Origin of the sequence: Sphingomonas panacisoli, from assembly GCF_007859635.1 — a bacterium.
In the GTDB taxonomy this organism is placed as follows: Bacteria; Pseudomonadota; Alphaproteobacteria; order Sphingomonadales; family Sphingomonadaceae; genus Sphingomonas; species Sphingomonas panacisoli.
Genome location: NZ_CP042306.1, coordinates 2,576,788 through 2,601,956, shown reverse-complemented (window position 1 = coordinate 2,601,956; position 25,169 = coordinate 2,576,788). Strand labels below are relative to the sequence as shown.

The following is a 25,169-nucleotide window of genomic DNA, read 5'->3' as shown; positions in this document are numbered from 1 at the left end:
GATAGGCGTCCTGTAGCTCGGCCACCGCGTCTCGCAACGGCGAGATTATTTTAGGCTTGAAACTTCCGGCCTTCGACGATTAGCTTTCCGCGAAATTGCGCGGGGAGTGGGATGAAGGTCGCGGTCGTCGGTGGGGGACCTGGTGGACTGTACGTCGCGATCAGCCTGAAGCTGCGCGACCCCGCTCACGACGTCACCGTATTCGAGCGCAACCGCCCCGACGACACGTTCGGCTGGGGTGTCGTGCTGTCCGAAGAGACGCTGCAGAATCTCGCCGCCAACGACCCGGTCAGCGCCGCCGCGATCCGCGATCACTTCGCTTATTGGGACGACGTCGCGGTGGTCCATCGCGGCACGCGCACGGTGTCGACCGGGCACGGTTTCTGCGGGATCGGCCGGCGTCGGTTGCTGATGCTGTTGCAGGAGCGGGCGCGCGAACTTGGCGTGGTGCTGCGCTTCGAGGACGAGGTCGTCGATGTCGAGGGCTTGAGCCGCGACTACGATCTGGTCGTTGCCGCCGATGGACTGAACTCGCGCACCCGCGACACGTTCGCCGCCACCTTCCGACCCGACATCCAGACCTACGCCAACAAGTTTGTCTGGCTCGGCACGCACCAGACGTTCGACGATGCGTTCACCTTCATCTTCGAGCCGACCGAGCATGGCTGGATGTGGGCACATGCCTATCAATTCGAGCCCGGCACCGCGACCTTCATCGTCGAATGCTCGGCCCAGACGTGGGACCGGGCCGGGTTCGGCGACATGACGCGCGAGGAGTCGATCGCGGCGTGCGAGGCGGTGTTCGCGGCGCATCTCGGCGGGCACGCGCTGATGTCGAACGCCAACCATGTGCGCGGATCGGCCTGGATCAGCTTTCCGCGCGTGCTGTGCGAGCATTGGCGTCATGGGAACGTCGTGCTGATGGGCGACGCCGCGGCCAGCGCGCATTTCTCGATCGGGTCGGGGACCAAGCTGGCGCTCGAAAGTGCGATCACGCTGGCCGACGAACTGGAAAAGGGCGACGGGCTCGACGCCGCGCTCGACCGGTATGAGGACGCGCGGCGCATCGAAGTGCTGCGGCTGCAATCGGCCGCGCGCAATTCGGCGGAGTGGTTCGAGGAGGTCGAGCGCTATCTTGATCTCGACCCGGTCCAGTTCACCTATTCGCTGCTGACCAGGTCGCAGCGGATCAGCCACGAAAATCTGCGGCTGCGCGATCATGCGTGGCTCGGCGCGGCGGAGGGCTGGTTTCAGGAGCGAGCAGGGGCGGGCAACGCGCCGCGCGCGCCCATGTTTGCGCCGTTCAGGCTGCGCGAAATGACGCTCGCCAACCGCGTCGTCGTCTCGCCGATGGCGCAGTACAAGGCGGTCGAGGGCTGCCCGGCCGACTGGCATTTCGCGCACTACGCCGAGCGCGCGAAGGGCGGGGCGGGGCTGGTCTATACCGAGATGACCTGCGTCAGTGCACAGGGCCGGATCACGCCGGGGTGTCCGGGATTCTACGCGCCCGAGCATGAGGCGGCATGGAAACGGCTGGTCGATTTCGTCCATGCTGAAACGCCGGCGAAGATCTGCGCACAGCTCGGCCATTCGGGGGCGAAGGGATCGACGCAACTCGGCTGGGAGGAAATGGACGCGCCGCTGGCGGAAGGTAATTGGCCGTTGCTGTCCGCGTCGGCGGTGCCGTGGTCGCCGGCCAATCAGACGCCGAAGGCGATGGACCGTGCCGACATGGACGACGTGCGTGACGCATTCGTCGCGGCGGCGGAGATGGCCGATCGCGCGGGCTTCGACATGATCGAGCTCCACATGGCGCACGGCTATCTGCTGTCGAGTTTCATCACCCCGCTGACCAATCGTCGCGAGGACGAGTATGGCGGGACCCTCGAGAACCGCATGCGCTATCCGCTCGAAGTGTTCGCAGCGGTGCGCGTGGTGTGGCCCGACGACAAGCCGATCGCGGTCCGCATCTCCGCCAGCGACTGGGTGGGCGACGACGGCGTGACGCCGCAGGAAGCGGTTGCGATTGCGCGGATGCTGAAGGAGGCTGGGGTCGACATCATCGACGTTTCAGCCGGCCAGACGTCGCTCCAGGCGAGACCGGTCTACGGGCGCATGTTCCAGACGCCCTTCTCGGATCGGATTCGCAACGAGGTCGGCATCGCGACGATGGCGGTCGGCAACATCTATCTGCCCGATCACGTCAATTCGATCCTGATGGCGGGACGTGCCGATCTCGTGTGCCTCGCGCGGCCGCATCTCGCCGACCCCTATTGGACGCTGCACGCGGCGGCACGGCTGGGCGATGCCGAGACGTCGTGGCCCGACCCGTATCTGCCGGGACGCGACCAGCTCTATCGGCTGGCGGAGCGAGGAGAAATATGACGCACGCTTTGGTCACCGGCGGCGGTAGCGGCATCGGCCGTGCGATCGCACTGGCGCTTGCCGAGGGCGGGAACGAGGTCACGATCTGCGGACGGCGGCAGGCGGCGCTCGACAGCGTCGCGCATCCGCGCGTCCACGGCATCGTCGCCGACGTGACCGACCCTGCCTCGGTCGCCATGCTGTACGACCAAGCGCGGGCCGCGCGCGGAGCGTTCGACATCGTGGTCGCCAATGCCGGTGCGGCGATCAGCGCGACCGCGACCAAAGTCACGCTCGACGGTTGGAACGCGAGCCTGGCGGTCAACCTCACCGGCGCGTTCCTGTCGGTCCAGCCCGCGCTCGCGGCGATGACCAAAAAGGGCGACGGGCGGATCGTGTTCATCGCCTCGACCGCCGGGCTCAAGGGCTACCCCTATGTCGCGCCCTATGTCGCGGCCAAGCACGGCGTGATCGGCCTGATGCGCGCGCTCGCCGCCGAGACCGCGAAGAGCGGCGTCACGGTCAATGCGGTCTGTCCGGGGTTCGCGGAGACCGAGATGCTGACGCGGTCGCTCGACGAGATCGCCGCCAAGACCGGTCGCTCGGCGGCCGAGGCGCGCGCGGCGTTGGCCAATCCGCAGGGACGGTTCGTCACGCCCGATGAGGTTGCAGCTGCGGTGCTGTGGCTGGTCAGCGACGCCGCGCGGTCGGTCACTGGCCAGGCGATATCGGTGTCGGGCGGCGAGACGTGGTGAGCGCGCTCGCTTCGGTCGCGACCGACGACCATGCGCGGCTGCGGCTGTGGCTCCGCTTGCTGCGCACCACGCGCGCGATCGAACGCCAGTTGCGCGAGCGGCTGGCCGATGCGTTCGACACGACGCTGCCGCGGTTCGACGTCATGGCCGCGCTCGACCGCGCGCCGGAGGGCATGATGATGGGAGAGCTGTCGCGCTTCCTGCTCGTGTCCAACGGCAACGTCACCGGGATCGTCGAGCGGTTGGTGAGCGATGGCCTCATCGCGCGCGGCCATCGCGACGGCGACCGCCGCGCCGCGATCGTGCGGTTGACGCCCGCCGGCCGCACGCAGTTCGCGACGATGGCGGCGGCGCATGCGCGCTGGATCGACGAACTGCTCGCGCCGATCGACCCCGCGACCGCACAGGATATCACGGCGACGCTCACCGCGTTCCGCAGCCAATGGGAGAAGGAAGCATGACGGCGATGGCGGGCCACAGCCCCACGCATTTTCAGTGGCAGGTCGCCGATCGCATCGCGCGCGTCCGGCTGAACAATCCGGCGCGCAAGAACCCGCTGACCTTCGACAGCTATGCCGAGCTGCGCGACACCTTCCGTGCGCTGAGCGATGCCGACGATGTCGACGCGGTGGTGATCCTGCCCAATGGTGGCAATTTCTGTTCGGGCGGCGACGTCCACGACATTATCGGGCCGCTGGTCGCGATGGACATGAAGCAGCTGCTCCGCTTCACCCGGATGACCGGCGATCTGGTCAAGGCGATGATCGGGTGCGGCCGCCCGGTGATTGCCGCGGTCGACGGGGTCGCGGTGGGTGCCGGCGCGATCATGGCGATGGCGAGCGACCTGAGGCTCGCGACACCCGGGGCCAAGACCGCGTTCCTGTTCACGCGCGTCGGGCTCGCGGGATGCGACATGGGCGCGTGCGCGATGCTGCCGCGGATCATCGGGCAGGGGCGGGCGGCGGACCTGCTCTATACCGGCCGCACGATGAGCGCCGAGGAGGGCGAACGCTGGGGGTTCTACAACCGCCTGGTCGCCGCCGACGCACTGGAGGACGAGGCGATCGCGCTGGCGACGCGGATCGCGGCGGGGCCGACCTTCGCGCACGGCATCACCAAGACCCAGCTCAACCAGGAATGGTCGATGGGGCTGGAGCAAGCGATCGAGGCCGAGGCGCAGGCGCAGGCGATCTGCATGCAGACGCGCGATTTCGAACGCGCCTATCGCGCCTTCGTCGCGAAGGAGCAGCCGGTGTTCGAGGGCGACTGAGATGCTGGGCCCAACCGGCCATACCGACGGCTTCGCGCGTGCCAATCTGCCGCCGGTCGAGCAATGGCCGGACATTTCGCTCGACGGATTCGACTATCCCGAATGGCTCAACGCCGGGGTCGAACTATGCGACGCGCAGGTCGGCGCCGGGCATGGCGATCGCGTCGCGCTGATCGGCAACGGGCGGACGCGGACCTACAAGGAGCTCGCCGACTGGTCCAACCGCATCGCCCATGCACTGGTCGAGGATTACGGCGTGCTGCCCGGGCATCGCGTGCTGATCCGCGCACCCAACAATCCAGCGATGGTGGCGTGCTGGCTGGCGGCGACCAAGGCGGGCGCGGTTGTCGTCAACACCATGCCGATGCTGCGTGCAGGCGAGCTCGGCAAGATCGTCGACAAGGCGGAGATCGGACTGGCGTTGTGCGACACGCGCATCCTGGACGGCATGGTCGCCTGCGCCAAGGACAGCCGCTTCCTCAAGCAAGTCATCGGGTTCGACGGTACCGCCAACCACGACGCCGAACTCGACCGGGCCGCGCTGTCGAAGCCGGTGCGGTTCGACGCGGTCAGGACGGGCCGCGACGACGTGGCGCTGCTCGGCTTCACGTCGGGGACGACCGGGGAGCCCAAGGCGACGATGCACTTTCACCGCGACTTGCTGATCATCGCGGACGGCTATGCGAGGGACGTGCTGCAGGTAACGCCCGACGACGTGTTCGTCGGCTCGCCGCCGCTCGCCTTCACCTTCGGGCTGGGCGGGCTCGCGATCTTCCCGCTGCGGTTCGGCGCGGCGGCGGCACTGCTCGAACAGGCCTCGCCCGCCAACATGGTCGAGCTGATCGAACGCCACCGCGCAACGATCAGCTTCACCGCCCCCACTGCCTACCGCGCAATGATGGCGGCGATGGAAGAGGGCGCCGACCTCTCCTCGCTGCGGCTCGCGGTGTCCGCGGGAGAGACACTCCCGGCGCCGGTCTATGACGAATGGACGCGGCGCACCGGCAAGCCGATCCTCGACGGGATCGGATCGACCGAGATGCTCCACATCTTCATCACGAACAGCGTCGACGATCGCGCGCCCGGAGCGACCGGCCGTCCGGTGCGGGGTTACGAAGCGCGGATCGTCGACGAGGACATGGCCGACGTACCGCGCGGCGAGATCGGTCGGCTGGCGGTGCGTGGGCCGACCGGGTGCCGCTATCTCAACGATCCGCGCCAGCGCGACTACGTCCGTGACGGCTGGAACCTGACCGGCGACAGCTTCTACCAGGACGAGGACGGCCGCTTCCGCTTCGCGGCACGCTCGGACGATATGATCGTTTCGGCCGGCTACAACATCGCCGGACCAGAGGTCGAAACCGCCTTGCTCGCGCATCCGATGGTCCGCGAATGCGCGGTGATCGGCGCGCCCGACCCCGATCGCGGCCAGATCGTCGAGGCGCATGTCGTGCTGGTCGAGGAAGCGGCGCCCGATGCGCTGACGATCCGGCTGTTGCAGGATCACGTGAAGGCGGCGATCGCGCCGTACAAATACCCGCGCTCGGTCCGGTTCGTGGACGCGCTACCCAAGACCCCGACGGGCAAGATCCAGCGCTTCCGGCTGCGTGAAGGAGAACGATGATGCACGAGACGCTCCAGCCCCCCGGTTGGGCGTCGCCGATCGGTTACGCCAATGGCGTCGCGGCGGAAGGGCGCACGATTCATGTCGGCGGCCAGGTCGGCTGGAACGCGCAGCAACAGTTCGAAAGCGACGATCTGGTCGATCAGGTCCGCCAGACGCTGGCCAATATCGTCGCGGTGCTGGCGGCGGGCGGCGCGGCGGCCGAGCATATCGTGTCGCTGACCTGGTACGTGACCGATATCGAGGACTATCTCGCGCGGCAAAAGGAGATCGGCCGCGCCTATCGCGATGTTATCGGCCGGCATTTCCCCGCGATGGCGCTGGTGCAGGTCGTCCGGCTGGTCGAGCCGCGCGCCAAGGTCGAAATCCAGGCGACGGCCGTCGTGCCGACCGTCAGAACGCGATGACCACGCTGACCGTGTCGGTATAGTGTCCGACCGGCGGGGTCGTCTGGCTTGGATTTACCTTCGCGACATACGTTTGCATCTGCGCCGGATTGGTCGATCCAGTCCCTTTGACCGCGCTGGTCATCGGATTGGTCATGTCCCAGATCGTCGTGCCGTCGGTTCTGTAGATATTGTATTGCAGGATATTCCCGGCGCCGTCGCTCATCGCGCGCCACGGCCGTGATGCGCCCGAATTGCCGCTGGTGAAGGCGACGGTGTAGGTCGCGTCCTTGGTGCAATCGACCGCTACCGCTTGCGTCACGCTGCCGAATTGCGACGCGAGCGGCGCGGTGCCGAACGATAAGGGCGGCGCGCTGATCCGGCAGTCGTTCCCGACCGTGATCTTGATCGTCATGTCGGTCGTGCCGCTGCCGGTCTCGCTCAGCACGCAGACATTGCCGATGCCGAGCCCGTGACAGATCGTCCAGCTCCACGACACGCGCACGGTGTCGGTATAGGTCCCGGCCGGCACGTTGGGCGTATCGATCGTCGCCGCGTACATGGTCGGCACAAAATTTGCGCCGTTGAGGATGCCGAGCAGCGACACCAGCGACCCGCTGAAGTAGTCGATCGTCCCGCCCTGCGTGAAGGTATAGCTGCCCGCCGAGTCCGCCGACAGGCGATAAGAAATCGCGTCGCCGGCCGCGTTCTTGAGCTTGAAGCCGTTGGTGCTCAGCACGGTCGCCTTCGCCGTATTCACCGTCGCGATGCTGATCAGCGAGCCGTTGCAGTTGAGGCTGGTCGGCGCGGTGACGGTCGCGATCGCCCCGGCCGTGCGGACGTCGTAGGACGAGGCGGCGGTGAACGTCGTCGTCGTGGTCGGCTGCAGGCTGCACAATGCCTGCGCCTCTGTCGACAAAGCGAGGCCAGCTAGGACGAGCAAGGCGCGGAGAATCATTCGCATCGGACGCTTCCCAGATTGGCGAGGGGGCCGGCATCGGCGGGCACCGCGACCGTCGCGCGGCACACGCCCGTCGGTCGCGCGATCGACAAGGTGAAGGCGGCGGGCAAGCGATCGATCGAGACGATCCCGTCCCAGCCGACCACCACCTGGCCGCCCGTCGATAGGTCCGCCATCGTGCCCGCGGGGAATGGCTTCCCGAATGCATCGAGCAGCACCACCGTGCCGCTGCGGACGATCGCGACCGTCATCGGGATGACCGCGCCGGTCCCTTCGCGCAGGGCGACCCGGGCCTCGATCGTCGCGGCCTCTGCGCCGATCGGCAGGTCGATCGTGTCGATCGAGAAGCGGCTGGGGTGATAGGCGGTGACGCGCGGCACGAACAGGCGGCCGTCGCGCTCGGTCCGGCCGATCAGCTGGTTCTCGTAATAGACCGGCACCTTCGGCAGGTCGGTCACGATGACCGCGAACGCATCGGGCAGCTGGTTGGCGACATAGACCTTGTCGTTCAGCAACGCGACCGCGCCGGTCACGCCCGCCCAATAGGACGCGCTGCCGGGCGTCGTGGATGCGCCCGCGTCGATCTGGACCGCGTCGCCGCGCCACGTGCCGCTGGCCTGGCCGTAGAACCCGCCATTGCTGCCGGTCGCGGCGCTGGCGGCGAAGCCGAATCCGCCATCGGTCGGGACGGAGCGCGCATAGTCGCCTTCGAACAGCATCCCGCGATTGGGCTGGCGGCTCACCCCCGCGCTCGCGCTGCCGCCGCCCAAGGGCACGACGATGCGGAGTTGCGCGCTGAACGCCTTGCGATCGATATCGTAATCGGCCGCGGCAAACGCCGAGATGCTGCGGGCGAGCGGTAGCGAAAACGAAGCGGAGGCGATGCGCGCGCGGCTGCCGTCGCGCGTCCGCGCGTCGATATAGCCGACGCCCAGGCTGCCGAGCCCGTTGAGCACGACGCTGCCGCTCACCCGGTCGCTGCGCGATCCGCCGCGCCAATTGGCGAGGTCGAAGCCGGCGAGGTCGGTGAAGTTGCTGCTTCGTACGATATGCTCGGCGCCCAGGCTGAAACGGCGGCTGGTATAGGTGTAGCCGACGGTGACTTGCGTGCCGGTGGCGCCGGCGCGACGGCTGACCGCGGCCGATCCGTGGAACGCCCCGAAGCGACCCGGTGCCCACGCCCCGCCGATCCCGCCGAGGACGAGGCCGCTCGCCGCCTCGCCATGCCCCTCGAGGGTGAAACGCGACGTCAGCCCCACGCGGCCCGATGCGGTCGCGACGAGCCGGCCGTAACCGAAGCTCTTCAACCCGTAGCCACGCCGTAACGCGCCGACGCTCGCGGAAAAATCGCTGAGCCCCGGATGCAGCAATTCGGGCGCGACGTAGAACGGAATGACCGTCGAGACTTGCCGCCCGACCGCGTCGGTGGTGACGACCCGCGCCTCGCCCGCGCCGTTCACCACCGGCACGTTGTCGAGCACGAAGCGGCCCGGTCCGACATCGGCATGTTGCTGGCGATAGCCGTCGACGAACAGGTCGACCCCCGACGGCACCGCCGCCATCCCGGCGAAATCGGGCAGGGGAACGGTGATCAGGTCGGGCCGCGTGCGGAAGCTGCGCGCGATCTGCACGCCGCCGATCCGGACCGCGCTGTTCCATGGCAGCGCGCCGGTGATCGTGTCGCCCGCCTCCGCGACGATCGCGCGGTCCTCGTCGATATAGCGATAGGTCGTGTCGTAGCGGACATAGCCCTTCCGCCCCGATCCGCCCCAGCGAATGCTGCCGGTATTCGACAGGGTGCCGACCGGGCCGAACACGCGCTGTTCGCTCCACAGCGACACGCTGGTGATGCCGGCGGTGCGCTGGGCGTAGAGGTCGTAGTTGAGCAACGCGCCGGTGCTTACCGTCGTCTTCAGCCGCGCAGGCGCGGTGCCGGCGATTTTGCTGGTCGGCAGCATCGCCGCCGGCACGTCGAGCAACAGCCGCTGACCTTCCTCGTCATAGGTCGCGCGGAATCCGGGATAAGCGGCGACGTCGATCCTGCCCTGATCGCGAATGTCGATCCCGGCCTTGCGCAGGGTGTCGGCATCGACCCACAGATGATCGCCGTTTTTGGCGACGCTCAGGAAGCCGTCCTTGGCCTGGCCGTTGACGACGAGTTCGACGAACAGCGCCGCGCTGTCCACCTTGTCGGCCGCCGCCCCCGGCACGGGATCGCTCGCCGCGAATGCTGGTTGCGCGGCGCATAGCGCCAACAGGGTCAGGAGGGATCGGAAAAGACGCATGGTGATGCGCCGCTCGCCTGTCAGGTGGCCGGTTCGAGCGTCTGGTCGACCCCATTGACGCCGACCTTTACCACGCCCGCGGCGTCGCCGGGGATCACGAACCGCACCGTCGCGCCGGGCAGGACGTAGCCGCTCAGCCCCGCCTTGATCATCCGTTCCTGGTTGCCCAGCACGACGCGCAGGTCGGTAAGCCGCGCATGGAGCGTGCCGGTATTGCGGATCTCGACCACGCGGCCGTCGCCGGTAGCAATCGTGCGCGCGACGAGCGCAACCTTCTGCGCGCCCGGATCGGCGGTGTAGGTGAACAACGGAATCGAATAGCGCATCTGCACCGCGAGCCGGGCGGAAGCCGCCGCCGGATCGCCCGCAGCGGGCTGAGTCGGCACTTCGTCGATCAGCAGGCGGAACGCTCGTTCGGGCGCGGCCGCGGCAGCGGGATCGCGACGGATGATGCGGACGAGCTGGCGCTTGCCCGCGGGAACGACCGCGATCGGCGGGCTGACGACCACGTCGTTCTGCGGGGTCAGGGCGTCGTCGCCCTGCGGCTGCGCCCAGTCGAACGAGCGGACCTGCAGCGTGACGGGCTTGTCGCCCTTGTTTTCGAGCCACAATGCGGTCGCCTGTTCGCCCGGTTTCAGGATCGGATCGACCGGCCAGATCACCACGGTGGAAGCATGCGAAGCCGTAGCGAGAAAGCTCGCGGGCAGCAGCGTGGCGGTGAGCAGTCTTTTCATCAGAACACTCCGAATGTGGCGCATATTCACCAGGTTAGCGTGACACGAACGGTGTCCGTATACGCGCCCGCTGCCATCGGTCTGGTTAACGTCGCCCGCCCGCGCACCGGCAGGATCTTGCGCGACGTGCCGGCCGGGAAGGAGACCGCGATCGCCTGGGTCGTCCAGGGCGTGCTGCTGCCGTCGGCAAACAGCTGATATGGGATCGCATAAGCGGTCGCGCCGAGGCCTAGCCGGCGCACACCGTTCGCAGCATGATCGCCGTTATCGACGGTCACCGACGCGGTCGTGTTGGGTGTGCAGTCGATCTGGATGCCGCCGACCGAGCCGGACAGCAGATCGGCATCGACCGTACCCGACGCGACGCCGGACACCGTGCCGAAATCGATCTTGCCCCATTGTCCACCGGCATTGACGGCGACGATGCAGCCTTTGACGATGTCGGCGGAGACCTGGAAGCTCTTGGTCGTTTCGGCCCGGGCAGGCATCGACACGAGGGCCAGCGACGCGAGCGCAAACGCTCCGCCCGATACCAGCCGCAACATGCCGATCGTCCTGCCCGAAATCCGCTTACCAGGTCAGGACGACTTGCACGGTGTCGGTGTACGATCCGGCCGCGAGGACCTGACCGCCGCTGTTGACGCGTGCGTAGATCGGCACGGTGATCGGCGTGGTCGATGCGGTACCCAGGGTCAGCTGGCCGCCGATCCCGATTTCGTTGGTGCGCGCCGAATCCGAATAGAGGCGGTAGTTTACCGAACTCGCATTCGCCGCCATGTTGCGCTTGCCGGCCGCGTCATGCGCGCCCGAACCTATCGTCAGCACCGGCGTCGCGTTCGGCGAGCACTGCACCTGCAGCGTGCCGAGCGAACCGACGAGCTGGCCGTCGACGTTGCCGAAGATGCCGGGCTGATCGGGGAACTGGATCGTGCCGAGCGAGCCGAGGTTGGACTGAACGGACGCCGCGCCGTTGACGACGCAGGCGTTGGTCACGTTGAGCGCGACGGCGATCGTACCGTTGCTGCTGTCGGCCAGCGCCGGGGTAGCGGCGACGGCGACAATTGCGGCGCCGGCGAGGGCCAGCGAGCGAAGGGGGGACGTGAGGTTGATCATCATTCTGCTCCGGTTGAGCGTGGGGAATGACCTTGCCCAACGCCCTCGCGGTAAACAGAAACTTACCGCCGCAGCCTGGCCCGCGCCGGATTCGACCAGAGTCTCAATGGTGCGGTGCAACAAGCTCGCTGCGGTCGATCGCGGCGATCGCCATCCGGGCATCGCGCCGGGCTTGGTCGCGGGCCGATTCGTCGCCCTCCGACAGCGCCAGCCAACTCGCGCTGACCGCGGCGAAACCGAGCGTGCCGGCCAGACCGGCGACGCGATGGGCGATGGTCGGGATGGCGGTACCATCCAATTCCGTCACGGCGGATTCCAACTGCTCGCGCAGACCGCCGACCAACCGGCCGAGCTCGGCCTCACCGAACAATCCCGCCAGGCGTTGCGCACCCGCCAGCTGTCCTTCCTGTAGCCACGGCTCGACCGCCGCGATCAACTGATCTGGGGTGAAGGGCTTGGGAATCCTGCCGTCCATGCCCCGCGCGGTGACCTCGACATCGGTCAGCGGCATGGCGCTATAGACCAGGATCGGGACGCTGGAGAGCGGCGCGGCGGACTCGCGGATCGCGCGGGTCGCCGCGAGCCCGTCGCAGCGCGGCATGTCGATATCCATGACGATCAGCGACGGCAGCGTCCGGCGGGCCGCGGCGACCGCTTCGATGCCGTCCGCCGCTTCGACCGCTGACCATCCCGCCTGTTCGAGAACGCGCCGCACGATGATCCGATTCGCTTCCTCGTCATCGACGATCAGCACCGTACCTTGTTGATCGGTCAGAAGCTAACTCCCTTTACATGCGGAGAAATTTACACCATTCCCGACATAAATCTTGACCGGGTTAACGGTCAAAAGACGTACAAGGGCGCAGGTTCCAGTAGCGTATCGGACCGGGTTTCGAACGCTACTTTTTGCGGAGGCAATCCTGACGCTCAGTCGACACGTACTAATCGCCGACGATCATCCATTGACGCGAGAGGGGCTGTCGCTCGCCGCGCGGGCGGCCTTGCCGGGCGTTTCGGTCGATAATGCCGGTTCGATCGACGAAGCGACGAAGGCGATCGCGACGCGCGGCGGCTATCGACTGGTCCTGCTCGATTTCATCCTGCCCGATGCGCGCGGCTTTTCCGGGCTGCTGCAACTCCAGCATCTCCTCGGCGACACGCCGATCGTCATGGTGTCGGCGCGGCAGGACGCCGTCATCGTCGAGGCGGCCCGCGCGCTCGGCGCCGCCGGTTTCCTGTTCAAGAGCGATCCGCTCGACGACCTCGCGCAGTCCTTGCGCACGATCGTCGCGGGACAGTCCGTGTTCCCGGTGCCGGCAACCACCGCCGCGGCGGCGGGCTCGGCGCGCGATCGGATCGCGGCGCTGTCGGGTGCGCAGCTCAAGGTTTTGCTGGCGCTGGCGGACGGGCGCCTCAACAAGCAGATCGCCGGCGACCTCGACATCACCGAAGCGACGGTGAAGGCACATCTCACGGCGATCTTCCGCAAGTTGGGGGTCAGCAATCGCGCTCAGGCGTTGCTCGCGATGCAGCCGTTGCTCGGGGATGCCGGCACGACATGAGCGACATGTCGGGGATCGAGGCGATGGCACCGCGACGGCCGAGTATGTGGCGTTTCGTGCTGGCCACGATCAGCGTGCCGATCCTGTTGATCGCGATGTCGCTATGGCTCGGTTCGGAATATGTCGTCACCGAAAACATGCGGTTGCAGGCGCGCGCGTCGTTCGATCGCCAGGCTGAGGCGGGGTCGCTGATCGCGCATATCGCCGACGCCGAATCGAGCCAGCGCGGCTATGTGATCACCGGCGATTCGGCATTCCTGACCGATTACGGGCCGGCTCGAAACGCGGTGACGCGAACGTTCGCCAAGTTACAGGCCGACCTCGCCGGTCAGCCGGAACAGGCTCGGCTGCTCGGCCAGCTTCGCGACTTGGCCGGTCAGAAGTTCGCCGAGATGGATGCCGTCCTCGCGCTGCGCAGGGCGGGCGGCCTCGACGCAGCGGTCGCGCGGATTCGCGAGGGCAAGGGCAAGCATCTGATGGACGAGATGCGGTCGGTGTCGGCGGCGATGCTCAAGGTTGCCGCACGTCAACGCGACGAAAGCGTGAATACCTATCGCGCACGCGTCGATGCCGATCGGCTGGGCATGTGGGTGGGAATCGCAGTAGTCGGCGGGCTGTTGCTCGCCGCCGCTTTGCTGATCTGGCGGCAGAGCAATGCGCGGTATCGCGCGCGGCTGGCCGCCTACAGCGTCGCCGAACGCAACCGCTCGATCCTCGACAGCACGATCGACGCGATCGCGATCCTCAACCCCAGCGGGACGATCGAAACGATCAACGCCGCCGCCTCGACGATGCTCGGCTATCGACCCGAAGAACTGGCGCGACGCGACATTTCGGTGCTGATCAAGCTGCTCGACAGGCCGGTGACATTCCACGAACGGGTTGGGTTGATCGACGGCAAGCTCGCCAATCCGTACCTGCCCGATCGCCGTATCCTTCATCGCGACGGTCACGAAATCCCGGTCGACATCGCGCTCGGCGTGATGCGCCTGCCCGACGGCGACCACATCGTCGCATCGGTCCGCGACATCTCGCAGCGCAAGCGGATCGAACGGATGAAGGACGAGCTGATGTCGACGGTCAGCCACGAATTGCGCACACCGCTCACCTCTGTGGTTGGCGCGCTCGGGCTGTTGCGCGCGGGGTCGGCCGGCAAGATCCCAGCCGCGGCGCAACGCCTCGTAGAGATCGCCGAGAACAATTCGCGCCGGCTGATCCGGCTGATCAACGACATGCTCGACATCGACCGTATCCAGTCGGGCCAGCTCGGCCTCGATCGCCGGCCGCTCGACCTGCGCGAGGTGGTGCAACGGGCTTGCGAGGGGAGCGAAGGGCTGGCCTCGTCCGCTGGGATCAGGATTGCGTGTGACGTGCCCGATACGCCCGTTCTGGTCGCTGGCGATGCCGACCGGCTATTGCAGGTCATCGCGAACCTGACGTCCAACGCCGTCCGCGCCTCGCCGCCCGATGGAACGGTTACGATCGGGCTGACGCAGACCGACGGCAAGGCGCAGGTTGCCGTCGACGATGAAGGCGCCGGCGTGCCGACCGAATTTCGCGACCGCATCTTCGGCCGCTTCGAACGGGCCGAGGGCGAACAGAGCCCTGGCACCGGGCTGGGCCTCGCTATTTCCCGCGAGATCATCGGCCGGCATGACGGTACGATCCGGTTCGAAGACCGGTCGGGCGGCGGCACGCGCTTCGCGTTCGTGCTCGACCTGTGGCGCGAACGTCAGCTCGACACCAAGCCGGCGGACGATCCGCAGATCCTGATCGTCGAGGACGATGCCGACATGGCGGATACCTTGCGGCAGATGGTCGTCGCGATCGGCCATGGCGCGCACTGCGTCGGGACCGCCGCCGATGCGCGCGCGGCGCTGGCGACCGGGACCTACAGCGCCTTGCTGCTCGATCTGAATCTGCCCGACGAGAGCGGGCTGAGCGTCGCGCGGTCGCTGCGGACCGCGAACGGGCATTCGTCGTTGCCGATCGTCGTCGTATCGGGCCTGACGCGGGAAGGTGCGGTCGAGGCGACGCCGCTCGATTTCGTCGATTGGTTGCAGAAGCCGGTGGATCCCAATCGTCTCGCCGATGCCGTTCGCCGCGCCATCGGGCGCTCCGGCGCGGCGCAGCCCGTCATCCTCCACCTCGACGACGACGAGGATATTCTCGACATCGTCGGATCGGCGCTGAGCCCGCATGCCCGCGTCGTGAAAGCTACCGACCTGGCGGGCGCGCGCAAGCTGCTCGAAACCGAATCCCCCGATGCGGCGATCCTCGATTTGCATCTCGGCGAGGGATCGGGGTTGGAGTTGCTACCGATGCTGACCGACAAGGACGGCTTAGCCGTGCCGACGATCATCTTTTCCGCGCACGACGTCGATGCGGCGGCGGCGAGCCAGGTCAGTGCGGTGCTGGTGAAATCGCGCGGGTCGCTCCCCGACCTCAAGGCGACCGTGCGCCGCATCCTCGACGATAGCCCAGAGGGGGTGACATGACCGGCCCACTCAAATTGCTGTATGTCGATGACGATCGCGACATTCGCACGATCGTCGAAATGGCGCTTTCGCTCGACCCGACGATCGACGTCCGGACCGCGATATCGGGGCAGGAAGCGGTCGCATTTGCGGCGACGACCGACTGGCGGCCGGACGTGCTCGTGCTCGACATCATGATGCCCGGCATGGACGGGCTCGCCACGTTGCGGGCGTTGCGCGAGTTGCCCGGACTCGGCGCGACGCCGGCGCTGTTCATCACCGCCAAGGCGCGCGACGCCGATATCGCGCGGTATCGCGACGAAGGGGCGGCGGGCGTCATCCTGAAGCCGTTCGACCCGCTGCAACTGGCCACCGAAATCCGGACGCTGATCGCGCGGCCGTGAGCCCGATGCAGCACGTGTCGTAGAAGTGTTAGACCTTGGTAGCAGTCCGCCATGCCGGACGCCCCTTCGCAAGATTCCGTTAAGGCAACTCACCGATCCCGGGGCCCACGAAAGGACCGGTATCGATGCTCGCCAAGATGATCGAAGATCACGACACTATCCGGGGGATCGCGGCGACGCTGCGCGGTTTCCTGAACAATGACGGCGCGCCGATCGGGCCGTTGTTCGCATCGGCCCGCTGGACCCTGACGCGTCATCTGCTTCGTCACCTGGCGACGGAGAACCTGATCTTTCGCGACAACGCATCGACGGCACGGCATGCGACGAAGCCCGACGCGCCCGATCCCTTCGAACAGCGCTATCGCCAGCATATCGACAGCTGGACGCCCGAGCGGATCGACAGCCACTGGCCGCGCTATTGCCGCGAGTTGGGCTCCATCCTGAACACGCTGGACCAGCGGATGGCGTTCGAGGAGCGCGAAATCTATCCCAGACTGACGCTCGGCGCGACGGCACTCGCCGCCGCGTGAAGCGGCGCCGCGGCCTACGACCCCGCTAGCTGATCCCGCGCGACCTGCTGCAACGCGACGGCGGTTTGCGGCGCAATGCCCAGATCGTCGGCGGCGCGCTCCTTGGCACCGAGGCGGGTGGGGTCGATGCCCGTCACGCGCCCGAACACGACCAGCGCCTCCAGGTAATAGCCATAAATGCTCGCGTGGTAATGGTCGTACGTCCACAGATCGACCTGCCCGAACGCGATGCCGTCATACGGATCAGGGTCGGCGATCCCTGCGGCGATCGCGCGAGTCCAGGCCTCGCCGACCGGCAGGACGCCCTTGATCGTCGGCGACAATGCCCGCACGCCGTCGGACGCGCGGCGCAGGTCCTGCGTCATCACCGATAGCGGCTTGCCCGACCATGGACTGCCCGGCTGGTAGACCAGGTCGGCGCGCGCCCAGGTCGCCATCAGCAGCACGTTCACGCGGGGATTGGCGCGCGCGAACATCGCGGCGAATTGCGGTGCAGCGATGCGGTAGCCAGCCGCATCTCCCGGTCGATCGCGGTCGAGCGTGCTCAGTTCCTGGAGGATCACAACGTCCCACGCCCGGTCGAGCAATTGCCGCCGCTCGGCCCAGTGGAATCCGAGTGTCCTGCCGCCCTGCGTCTCAAGGCTGACCGTGTAGTTCAGCCCGACCTGCTCGGTGAACGTCTTGAACAGCGCGGGGACGCCGCCATAGCCGTCGCCATTGAGGTCGGTCACCGTATTGGCGCGATAGCGCTTGACCGCCGAATGCGCTCCTTGCGTGAAGCTGTTGCCGACGAACAGGATCGTGCGCGGCTTCCCAACGAAGGCGGCGGCCGGTGGCGCCGTCTGCGCCACCGCCGGCGACGCGGCGATCAGGAACAAAGCGGCGAGGGCGGTCAGTCGTTTCATCATCGTCAGAACTTGAACCCGATCTGCGTATACCAATAGCGACCATAGGGCACGTAGAGCGAGCCGAGATAGCCTGAGTCGATGATCGGCGGTTGCTTGTCGAAGATGTTGCGCGCGCCGACCCGCATGCTGAGGCCCTCCAGCGCGCCCTTCTTGACGCGATATTGCGCGTAGAGGTTGAACTGGGTCTGACCCTGCACGACGAACGGATTGCCGTTCCCGTCGAGGAACGCCGTGTCGTAAACGGTGCCGATATAGGTGGCGTACCCGCCCAACGTGAACCCGCCGAGCGACCAGGTCAGCGACCCTGACCACCGCCACTTGGGCTTGCCGTTGACCTGCAACAGGCTGCTCGCGTCGGTTAGCGGCGTCGCGGCGTTGATCGTCCCCGCACCGCGCGCATCGAATAGCGCTTGCACCGCCGGCGAAACCTGGCGGGCATATTTGGTCAGCCGTGCGACGTTCACGTTGAGATTGAACCGGCCGATATCGGTCCTGACCGTATAGATCAGCGACAGGTCGTACCCGCGCACGGTTTGCGGGAGCAGATTGACGAACTGGTCCTTGATCAACGTCACGGCGCCTGCAGCGGGGAGCCCGCTACCATTGAACACCAGCTGGTCGTCGGACGTGACGGCGGCGCGGACGACGTTGGGATTGCTCGATCCCTGCAAGCGCAGGAGATAGTCGAGCACCAGCGCGTTCTGCGGCCCGAACTGGCCGACGATTCCGGTCTGCTTGATCGACCAGTAATCGGCGGTGATCGTCAGCTTGCCGTATTTGCGCGGGATGAACTTGGGCTCGAGGACGATGCCGGCGGTCCAGTTGGTGCTTTTTTCCGGCTTCAAGTCGGGGTTGCCGCTGACGGCGATTGAATAGCCGATCGTCCTTGTACAGCCTGGGAAGTTGTTGGCGGCGAGTCGGCCCGCGCGAACATCGGCTTCGCAGCGATAATAATCGGTGTTGGCCGCGGTGTTGGTGTTGAGGCGCGAGAAGGCGACGGCGTTGAGCTGTTCGAGGTTCGGCGCGCGGAAGCCCTGCGACCACGACCCGCGCAACCGGATGCCGTCGACCAGGTCCCACGCCGCCGCGACCTTCGGCTTCGCGACCGATCCGAAGTCGCTGTAGTGTTCGTACCGCCCCGCCAATTGCACATCGAGGCGGCGGATCAGCGGCACGTTCATGTCGGGCGACACGATCGGCACCGCGAGCTCGCCGAACGCGGAGAAGACGGTGCGCTTGCCGCGCGTGTCGAAGGTCGGGCTGACCGAGGCGATGTTCGAATTGTTGGTCGTGCCGGTCACCGAATCGCGGAAGGTGACGGTGCCGTCGAGATTGGGGTCGCGATTGTCATACTGCGTTTCGCGCCGGCCCTCGACCCCCAGCGCGATGCCGAGGTTGCCGCCCGGCAGCTTGAGCAAATCCGCCTTGGATAGCTTGAAGTCGGCGAGCCCGAGCGTCGTCTTCGACTGGCGGCGCAACGTGACCGCGAACGAGTTGATCGTCGCCGCACTCGCCGGCGAGCAGTCGCCCAGGCTGGGCGTCGCCGAGCAGCCGCCGCTGAACGGATTGTAGGCGTCGGGCGTCGACAGCGCGAGATTCGCCTGCAATTTGGTCATGTCGATCGCCGGCGAGTTGTCGATCGCCTGCGCCTCCGAGTAGAGGATCGCGCTGTCGAAATCGAACCCGCCGATCTTGCCCTTCGCGCCCACCAGGAAACGGTCCTGCCAGTTGACCGTCTTCACCAGCTGATACCCGGCGTCGAGGAAGCGATAGGTGCTGAGCGTCACCGGCAGACCGGCAGCGGGGACGTTGGTCAGCCCCGGGATGCGGTTTGGGTTGGCCTGGCCGTTGGCGAAGGTCACCGGGCCGAACGGGTTCCAATAGTTCGATGCCGGAATGGTGATCGCGTTGAGGTTGATCGTCGGCGGCTGGATGCGCGTCGTGTCGGCGCGGTAATAGCCGAGCTCGGTGTAGAGCGTCAGGCGATCGGTCACATCGTAATGCGCCGACAGGAAGGTGTTGTAGCGGTTGATCGCCGGCGTGACGGTCGTGCCGGGCCGCGTATCGAACCGTTCGTTGCGCAGCGTCGTCGCGGTGGCGCGCGTGCCGCTGCCCAGACAGGTGTCGGCGTTGATCGTGACGAGGCAGCCGGGGTTGAGGATCGATTGTGTGTGGAATGCGCCGGCGGACGAGGTCAGCGCCTGGTTGCCGGGCGTGCGCCGGATCGTGCCGGGACCGCCGACGACGGCCAGGTTTGCCCAGGGCGATTGTGTCGCGCGGCCGTCGGCGGTCAGGTTGCCGGCGAAGGCGGGGTTGTCGGCGAACAGCGGCACCAGATTGTCGGTCGCGGTGTAGGGCTGATCCTCGGCCAACTGCGCGGTGCGGCGGGTATAGTCGGCGTAGAACGAGATGTTGCCGCGCCCTTCGGCGAAGTTCTTGCCGAACGTGCCGGTCACTTCGTAATCGCGGCGCGACGTGCTCGACGGGAAGCCGAAGCGGAAATCGAGGCTGCCGCCGTTGAGGTCGGTCTTGGTCACGGTGTTCACGACGCCCGCCACCGCATCCGATCCGTAGATCGCGGCCGCGCCGTCGCGCAGGATCTCGACGCGATCGAGCCCCGCGACCGGCAGCGCGTTGGCGTTGAAGCTCAGCACCGGCACGTTGCCTTCGCCCGCCTGGCTGGTCGGATGCTGGACGAGGCGGCGGCCGTTGAGCAACACCAGCGTATTGCCGAGGCCGAGGTTGCGCAGATTGATCGAGCTGACGTCGCCGCGCGCCGCGTTGCTGGTCTGCGGATTGTTGCTTTCGTTGAACGTCACGTCGCCGGCTTGCGGGATCGACCGCAGCAGTTCGTCGCCCGACGCCGCACCCGCCGCGTCGATCTGGTCGCGACCGACGACCGTCACCGGCAGCGCGGCGGTCGTGCTCGCACCTTTGATCTGCGAGCCGACGATGACGATGTCCTTTTCGGGCACCTGCGGCTGATCGTCGGCGGTCTGCGCCTGGTCGAGGCCGGGGACGTTGCTGGCCTGGTCCTGCGGCGCGGCTGGCGCGTCCTGGGCGAACGACGGCGTCGCCAGCGCAAGCGCGCCGAGCGCAGTGGAAGCGGCCAGTGCCAGCTTGATCGATCGAGTCATGTCGTCCTCTCCCTGTTCTCTTTATGCGATGATCTGCGGCTCTATGGCCGCTTCCAGATTGTCTTCGATCGCCGGTCGTTCGTTGAGCGCGCGGTCGAGCATGTCGCGGTCCAGCTTGCCCTCCCACCGCGCGACGACGATCGTCGCGACGGCGTTGCCGACGAAGTTGGTGAGGCTGCGGCATTCGCTCATGAAGCGGTCGATGCCGAGGATCAGCGCCATGCCTGCGACGGGCACCGAGGGCACGATCGAGAGGGTCGCGGCGAGCGTGACGAACCCCGCGCCGGTGACGCCAGCCGCGCCCTTGGAGCTCAGCATCGCAACGCCCATCAGCAGCAACTGGTCGCCCCACGACAGCTGCACCCCGGTCGCCTGCGCGATGAACAGGGCTGCCAGCGTCATATAGATGTTGGTGCCGTCGAGGTTGAACGAATAGCCGGTCGGCACGACCAGCCCGACGACGCCGCGCTCGCACCCGGCCGCCTCGAGCTTGACCATCAGGTTGGGCAGCGCCGCTTCCGACGACGATGTGCCGAGCACGAGCAACAGTTCGGCCTTGAGATAGGCGAGCAGCTTGATGATCGAGAAACCGTGCGCCCGCGCCACCGCGCCCAGCACGACGAGCACGAACAGCAGTGACGTAAGGTAGAAGGTCGCGACCAGCGCGCCCAGATTGACCAGGCTGCCGACGCCGTATTTGCCGATGGTGAAGGCGATCGCGCCGAACGCACCGATCGGGGCCGCCTTCATCAGAATGCCGACCAGCTTGAACACGACCAGGCTCAGCCGCTCGACGAGTTCGAGCACCGGCTCGGCGGGACGCCCGACCAGCGACAGCGAAATGCCGAACAGGATCGCGACGAACAACGTCTGCAGGATCGAACCGTCGGTCAGCGCCGACAGCATCGTCGTCGGGATGATCGCCATCAGGAAGCCCGTGACCGTCGTTTCGCCGGCATCGTGCGCGTAGCCCGCGACCGCCTTGGTATCGAGCGTCGCGGGGTTCACGTTCATCCCTGCGCCCGGCTGGACGACATTGGCGACGATCAAGCCGACGATCAGCGCGAGCGTCGAAAAGATCAGGAAATAGACGAACGCCTTGATCGCCACGCGCCCGACCGATCCGAGTTCGCGCATGCCCGCGATGCCGCCGACGACGCTGAGGAAGATCACCGGCGCGATGATCATCTTGACCAGTTTGATGAACCCGTCGCCGAGCGGCTTGAGCGCCTCGCCGGCGTGCGGCCAGAAATGACCGAGCAGGACGCCGAGCACGATCGCCACCAGCACCTGCGCGTAGAGGTGGCGGTAGAACGGCAGGCGCGGTGCCGCCGCTGGCGTGTCGATGGGCTGAACCTTCATTCGTCCTCTCTGTCGGCAACGCTGCCGGCGGCCCTTGTCACCGGGCCTTCGCCGTGCATTCTTGCAGCCTTGTCACACGCCAGCCAGCAAATCGCGAATGCGGGTCAAGCAACTGAACGATATGGTTATTTTTAAAATGCCTGTGCGAACGCTTATCGTCATCTGTGCGGATTTCCGCACATCGGCTGCTGAATAATGCGGTTTTCCGCCATCATCGGCCGCCGTGCGCTGGCGATGGCATTCGTCGCCATCGTGCTGATCGCGGCGCTCGGCTGGGCCGGGCTGCGCTGGTCGCTGGGGCAGGCCAATGCGGCCGCGGACACCGCGGCACGGCAGGCGGCACGCACGCACGTCGCCTTGCTATCGAGCGAGCTTCAGAAGTTCCGCCTGCTGCCGGTGGTGCTGGCCGAATATCCCGACGCGGCGGCGACGTTGGGCGATGGCAGCGCGGCGGCGCGCGACCGGCTCGACCGCACGCTCGAACAACTCGCGCAACGCACCGATGCCGCGGCGATCTACGTCGTCGATGCGACCGGCACGACGCAGGCGGCGAGCAACTGGAACAGCCCGGCGAGTTTCGTCGGCAAGAATTACGGCTTCCGCCCCTATTTCCGCGACGCGATGGCGAAGGGGACGTCTGAATTCTTCGCGCTCGGCACGGTCAGCGGGCGGCCGGGTCTGTACCTCGCGCGGCGGATCGATCGTGCCGGGCGCGCGCTCGGCGTCGTGGTCGTCAAGGTCGAATTCGATGGCGTCGAGGCAGCGTGGGCGCGCACACCGGGCATGAGCTTCGTCGTCGATGCGCACGGCGTCGTGCTGGTGACGAGCGTGCCGCCATGGCGGTTCCGCGCGATCGAACCGATCGACGCCGCGACGCTCGCGGCGCTGCGCCAGACGCTGCAGTTCGGCAGCAACCCGCCGGCGCCGGCCCCTTTGTCGTTCGACGGGGCGCGCGCGGTCGTGGGGGACAAGACGCAATATCGCGTCGCGGTCGAACCCGCCGCGCTGGCGGGTGGGCGGCTGTTCCACCTGTCGCCGCTCGATCCGCCGCTAGCGGCCGCGCGCAGCCAGGCGTTGATCGTCGGGCTCGGCCTGCTGCTGATCGCCGCGGTCGCCGCGGGTCTGATGATCCGCTCGGCCGAAACGCGGCGGCTCCAGGCCGAAGCGCGCGCCGCGCTGGAGGAAGAGGTCAAGCGCCGCACCGCCGAACTCAGCGACGCCAATGCGCGGCTCGTGGTCGAATCCGACGAACGCGCCGAAGCCGACCGCCGCTATCGCGAGGCCCGTGAGGAGCTGGCCCAGGCCAACCGCCTCGCCTCGATCGGCCAGATCACCGCGGGCGTCGCGCACGAGATCAACCAGCCGGTCGCCGCGATCCGCACCTTCGCGGAGAATGGTGCGACGCTGATCGACCGCGCCGCGCCGGAGAAAGCGCGCGAGAATCTGGCGCGGATCGTCGATCTGACCGCGCGGATCGGCACGATCACCGCCGAGTTGCGCGCGTTCGCACGGCGGCGCGCGACGGTGGGTGGCAAGGCGACGCTCGGCTCCGTGCTGGACGGCGTGTTGCTGCTGCTGGGCGAGCGCGCGCGGGCGTGGTGCGGGTCGATATTACGGGCGAGCTGCTCGCGACGCCGCTGGCGGGCGATCGCACCCGGCTCGAACAGGTCGTCATCAACCTGGTTCAGAACGCGATCGAAGCGGTCGAGGGGCGCAGGGATGCGCGCGTTACCGTCACCGCCGCGCAGGTCGGGGAAACGATCGCGCTGTCGGTCGCCGATAACGGTCCCGGCCTGGACCCCGCGATCGCCGGCACGCTGTTCACGCCGTTCGCGTCGGGCAAGCCGGAGGGGTTGGGGCTCGGCCTCGCCATCGCGCGGGACATCGCGCGTGAGTTCGGTGGCGACATCGCACATGTCGCGGGCGGCTCGGGCGCGACCTTCGTCGCGACGTTGAGGACGGCATGAGCGCTGGGCCGGTGATCTTCGTCGAGGATGACGACGAGCTGCGGCGGGCAACGCTTCAGGCGCTCGAACTCGCCGAATTCGACGTCCGTGCCTTCGCCCGCGCCGACGAAGCCGTCACCGCTGTCACGCGCGATTTCGCTGGCATCGTCGTCACCGACATCCGTATGCCGTACATGGACGGGCTGGAGTTGCTCACGGCGGTCCGCGCGATCGACCCCGACATCCCCGTGATCCTGATCACCGGACACGGCGACATCGCAATGGCGGTAGGGGCGATGCGCGACGGCGCGGCGGATTTCCTGACCAAGCCGTTCGCCGCCGATCACCTGGCTGCCGCGGTCCGCCGCTCGCTCGCGCACCGCGCGCTTGTAATGGACAATCGTCACCTCCGCGCGCTCGCCGACGCGCCCGACCCCGGCGAGCCGCTGATCGGCGAGAGTCCGCCGATGCTTCGGCTGCGCCAGGTGATCCGCCAGCTCGCCGACGCCGATATCGACGTGCTGGTCGAAGGCGAGACCGGCACCGGCAAGGAACTGGTCGCGACGATGCTGCACCGCCAGGGACCGCGCCGCGCGCGTCCGCTGATCGCGGTCAATTGCGGGGCGCTTCCCGACGGGCTCGCGGAGATCGAATTGTTCGGCCACGCCGCCGACAGCGTGCCGCACACGCGCCTATCACGCACCGGCCAGATCGCGGCGTCGAGCGGCGGCACGCTGCTGCTCGACGAGATCGACAGCATGCCGCTGGCGATGCAGGCGCGATTGCTCCGCGTGCTCGAGGAGCGCGAGGTCCAGCCGATCGGCGCGGATCGCCCGCAGCCGGTCGATCTGCGCGTGGTGGCGACGAGCAAGGTCGACCTGGCCGAGGACGTCAAAGCCGGACGGTTTCGCGCCGATCTACTCTACCGCCTCAGCACCGCGCGCGTGCGCGTCCCGGCGTTGCGCGAGCGCGGCGACGACGTGCTCGCCTTGTTCGCGGCGTTCGCGGGCGAGGCGGCGCGGCAATTCGGCAAAGCGGATTGGCGGATCGACGCCGCGACCAGCGGTCGCCTGCGCCGCCACGACTGGCCGGGCAATGTCCGCGAACTGCGCAACGCGGCGATCGAAGCGGTGCTCGGCGTCGCGGAGCCGAGCGGGGCGCCGCGCGCCACATCCAAATCGCTGTCGGCCCGCGTCGCCGACTACGAAGCCGGCGAAATTCGCGCTGCGCTGACCGCGAGCCGCGGGCGTGTCGCGCCGGTGCTCGCGACGCTCGGCCTCCCGCGCAAGACGCTCTACGACAAGATGACGCGCCTCGGCATATCGCCGCGGGACTTCAGGTAAGGCGCGCT

21 protein-coding genes and 1 pseudogene are annotated in these 25,169 nt (G+C 67.4%); 13 read left to right on the top strand and 9 right to left on the bottom strand.

Annotation, left to right across the window (positions count from 1 at the left end; all coding sequences use genetic code 11):
* Positions 1-111: 111 nt before the first annotated feature.
* From FPZ24_RS12970 to FPZ24_RS12945, 6 genes are read left to right on the top strand one after another with little or no spacing between them, the layout of a single operon-like run.
* The gene (locus FPZ24_RS12970; protein ID WP_146572633.1) at positions 112-2,385 is read left to right on the top strand and encodes a bifunctional salicylyl-CoA 5-hydroxylase/oxidoreductase; all 2,274 of its coding nucleotides are present in this window, start codon (positions 112-114) and stop codon (positions 2,383-2,385) included.
* Positions 2,382-3,119, top strand: a complete 738-nt coding sequence (locus tag FPZ24_RS12965; RefSeq protein ID WP_146572631.1) for an SDR family NAD(P)-dependent oxidoreductase — start codon at positions 2,382-2,384, stop codon at positions 3,117-3,119. Before FPZ24_RS12970 ends, FPZ24_RS12965 begins: the two co-directional genes overlap by 4 nt.
* A complete protein-coding gene (locus tag FPZ24_RS12960; RefSeq protein ID WP_205012839.1) occupies positions 3,116-3,580 on the top strand; it encodes a MarR family winged helix-turn-helix transcriptional regulator in 465 nt (154 codons plus the stop codon). The genes FPZ24_RS12965 and FPZ24_RS12960 overlap by 4 nt, the downstream gene beginning before the upstream one ends.
* Positions 3,577-4,389: an enoyl-CoA hydratase family protein gene (locus tag FPZ24_RS12955; protein WP_146572627.1), complete on the top strand. Its 813-nt coding sequence runs from the start codon at positions 3,577-3,579 to the stop codon at positions 4,387-4,389. The genes FPZ24_RS12960 and FPZ24_RS12955 overlap by 4 nt, the downstream gene beginning before the upstream one ends.
* A gap of 1 nt (position 4,390) precedes the next feature.
* The gene (locus FPZ24_RS12950) at positions 4,391-6,013 is read left to right on the top strand and encodes an AMP-binding protein (RefSeq protein WP_146572625.1); all 1,623 of its coding nucleotides are present in this window, start codon (positions 4,391-4,393) and stop codon (positions 6,011-6,013) included.
* Positions 6,013-6,420 (top strand): RidA family protein, encoded by a 408-nt coding sequence (locus tag FPZ24_RS12945; protein WP_146572623.1) that lies wholly within the window; start codon positions 6,013-6,015, stop codon positions 6,418-6,420. Before FPZ24_RS12950 ends, FPZ24_RS12945 begins: the two co-directional genes overlap by 1 nt.
* On the opposite strand, the gene FPZ24_RS12940 is transcribed toward FPZ24_RS12945, so the two are convergent.
* The 6 genes from FPZ24_RS12940 to FPZ24_RS12915 all read right to left on the bottom strand — a co-directional run bounded on the left by FPZ24_RS12940 (position 6,407) and on the right by FPZ24_RS12915 (position 12,246).
* Positions 6,407-7,363 (bottom strand): Csu type fimbrial protein, encoded by a 957-nt coding sequence (locus tag FPZ24_RS12940; RefSeq protein ID WP_146572621.1) that lies wholly within the window; start codon positions 7,361-7,363, stop codon positions 6,407-6,409. The two genes, FPZ24_RS12945 and FPZ24_RS12940, sit on opposite strands and share 14 nt — an antisense overlap.
* Positions 7,354-9,645: a fimbria/pilus outer membrane usher protein gene (locus FPZ24_RS12935; protein WP_146572619.1), complete on the bottom strand. Its 2,292-nt coding sequence runs from the start codon at positions 9,643-9,645 to the stop codon at positions 7,354-7,356. Before FPZ24_RS12935 ends, FPZ24_RS12940 begins: the two co-directional genes overlap by 10 nt.
* Positions 9,646-9,665: 20 nt before the next feature.
* Entirely contained in the window at positions 9,666-10,379 is a 714-nt protein-coding gene (locus FPZ24_RS12930) for a fimbrial biogenesis chaperone (RefSeq protein WP_186728843.1), read from the bottom strand.
* A 26-nt stretch (positions 10,380-10,405) separates the two neighbouring features.
* Positions 10,406-10,924, bottom strand: a complete 519-nt coding sequence (locus FPZ24_RS12925; protein ID WP_146572615.1) for a Csu type fimbrial protein — start codon at positions 10,922-10,924, stop codon at positions 10,406-10,408.
* Between the two features lie 25 nt (positions 10,925-10,949).
* Positions 10,950-11,492, bottom strand: a complete 543-nt coding sequence (locus FPZ24_RS17260) for a Csu type fimbrial protein (protein ID WP_186728841.1) — start codon at positions 11,490-11,492, stop codon at positions 10,950-10,952.
* A 103-nt stretch (positions 11,493-11,595) separates the two neighbouring features.
* Positions 11,596-12,246 (bottom strand): response regulator, encoded by a 651-nt coding sequence (locus FPZ24_RS12915; RefSeq protein ID WP_186728839.1) that lies wholly within the window; start codon positions 12,244-12,246, stop codon positions 11,596-11,598.
* Positions 12,247-12,454: 208 nt separating this feature from the next.
* Between FPZ24_RS12915 and FPZ24_RS12910 the strand changes: the two genes are divergently transcribed.
* The 4 genes from FPZ24_RS12910 to FPZ24_RS12895 all read left to right on the top strand — a co-directional run bounded on the left by FPZ24_RS12910 (position 12,455) and on the right by FPZ24_RS12895 (position 16,465).
* Complete coding sequence (locus FPZ24_RS12910; RefSeq protein WP_240047460.1) at positions 12,455-13,054, top strand: response regulator transcription factor; 600 nt, start codon at positions 12,455-12,457, stop codon at positions 13,052-13,054.
* A complete protein-coding gene (locus FPZ24_RS12905) occupies positions 13,051-15,552 on the top strand; it encodes a CHASE3 domain-containing protein (RefSeq protein ID WP_146572609.1) in 2,502 nt (833 codons plus the stop codon). The genes FPZ24_RS12910 and FPZ24_RS12905 overlap by 4 nt, the downstream gene beginning before the upstream one ends.
* Positions 15,549-15,935 carry a response regulator gene (locus FPZ24_RS12900; protein ID WP_146572607.1) on the top strand — a complete coding sequence of 129 codons (387 nt, stop codon included), beginning with the start codon at positions 15,549-15,551 and terminating at the stop codon, positions 15,933-15,935. The genes FPZ24_RS12905 and FPZ24_RS12900 overlap by 4 nt, the downstream gene beginning before the upstream one ends.
* A gap of 125 nt (positions 15,936-16,060) precedes the next feature.
* Positions 16,061-16,465 carry a hypothetical protein gene (locus FPZ24_RS12895; protein WP_146572605.1) on the top strand — a complete coding sequence of 135 codons (405 nt, stop codon included), beginning with the start codon at positions 16,061-16,063 and terminating at the stop codon, positions 16,463-16,465.
* A gap of 14 nt (positions 16,466-16,479) precedes the next feature.
* On the opposite strand, the gene FPZ24_RS12890 is transcribed toward FPZ24_RS12895, so the two are convergent.
* The 3 genes from FPZ24_RS12890 to FPZ24_RS12880 are packed head-to-tail and all read right to left on the bottom strand — an operon-like array spanning position 16,480 to position 21,872.
* On the bottom strand, positions 16,480-17,370 hold the full coding sequence (locus FPZ24_RS12890; protein ID WP_146574519.1) for a PEP-CTERM sorting domain-containing protein: 891 nt from the start codon (positions 17,368-17,370) through the stop codon (positions 16,480-16,482).
* A gap of 5 nt (positions 17,371-17,375) precedes the next feature.
* Positions 17,376-20,510 (bottom strand): TonB-dependent receptor domain-containing protein, encoded by a 3,135-nt coding sequence (locus FPZ24_RS12885; RefSeq protein ID WP_146572603.1) that lies wholly within the window; start codon positions 20,508-20,510, stop codon positions 17,376-17,378.
* Between the two features lie 21 nt (positions 20,511-20,531).
* Positions 20,532-21,872, bottom strand: a complete 1,341-nt coding sequence (locus FPZ24_RS12880) for a dicarboxylate/amino acid:cation symporter (protein ID WP_146572601.1) — start codon at positions 21,870-21,872, stop codon at positions 20,532-20,534.
* Positions 21,873-22,067: 195 nt separating this feature from the next.
* Here FPZ24_RS12880 and FPZ24_RS12875 point away from each other — a divergent pair.
* From FPZ24_RS12875 to FPZ24_RS12870, 3 genes and pseudogenes are all read left to right on the top strand, one after another.
* Positions 22,068-23,333 (top strand): annotated as a pseudogene (locus FPZ24_RS12875) (cache domain-containing protein); the annotation flags it as partial.
* A 134-nt stretch (positions 23,334-23,467) separates the two neighbouring features.
* Positions 23,468-23,839 (top strand): sensor histidine kinase, encoded by a 372-nt coding sequence (locus tag FPZ24_RS17965; protein ID WP_420853400.1) that lies wholly within the window; start codon positions 23,468-23,470, stop codon positions 23,837-23,839.
* Positions 23,836-25,161: a sigma-54-dependent transcriptional regulator gene (locus tag FPZ24_RS12870; RefSeq protein WP_146572596.1), complete on the top strand. Its 1,326-nt coding sequence runs from the start codon at positions 23,836-23,838 to the stop codon at positions 25,159-25,161. Before FPZ24_RS17965 ends, FPZ24_RS12870 begins: the two co-directional genes overlap by 4 nt.
* Positions 25,162-25,169: the final 8 nt, after the last annotated feature.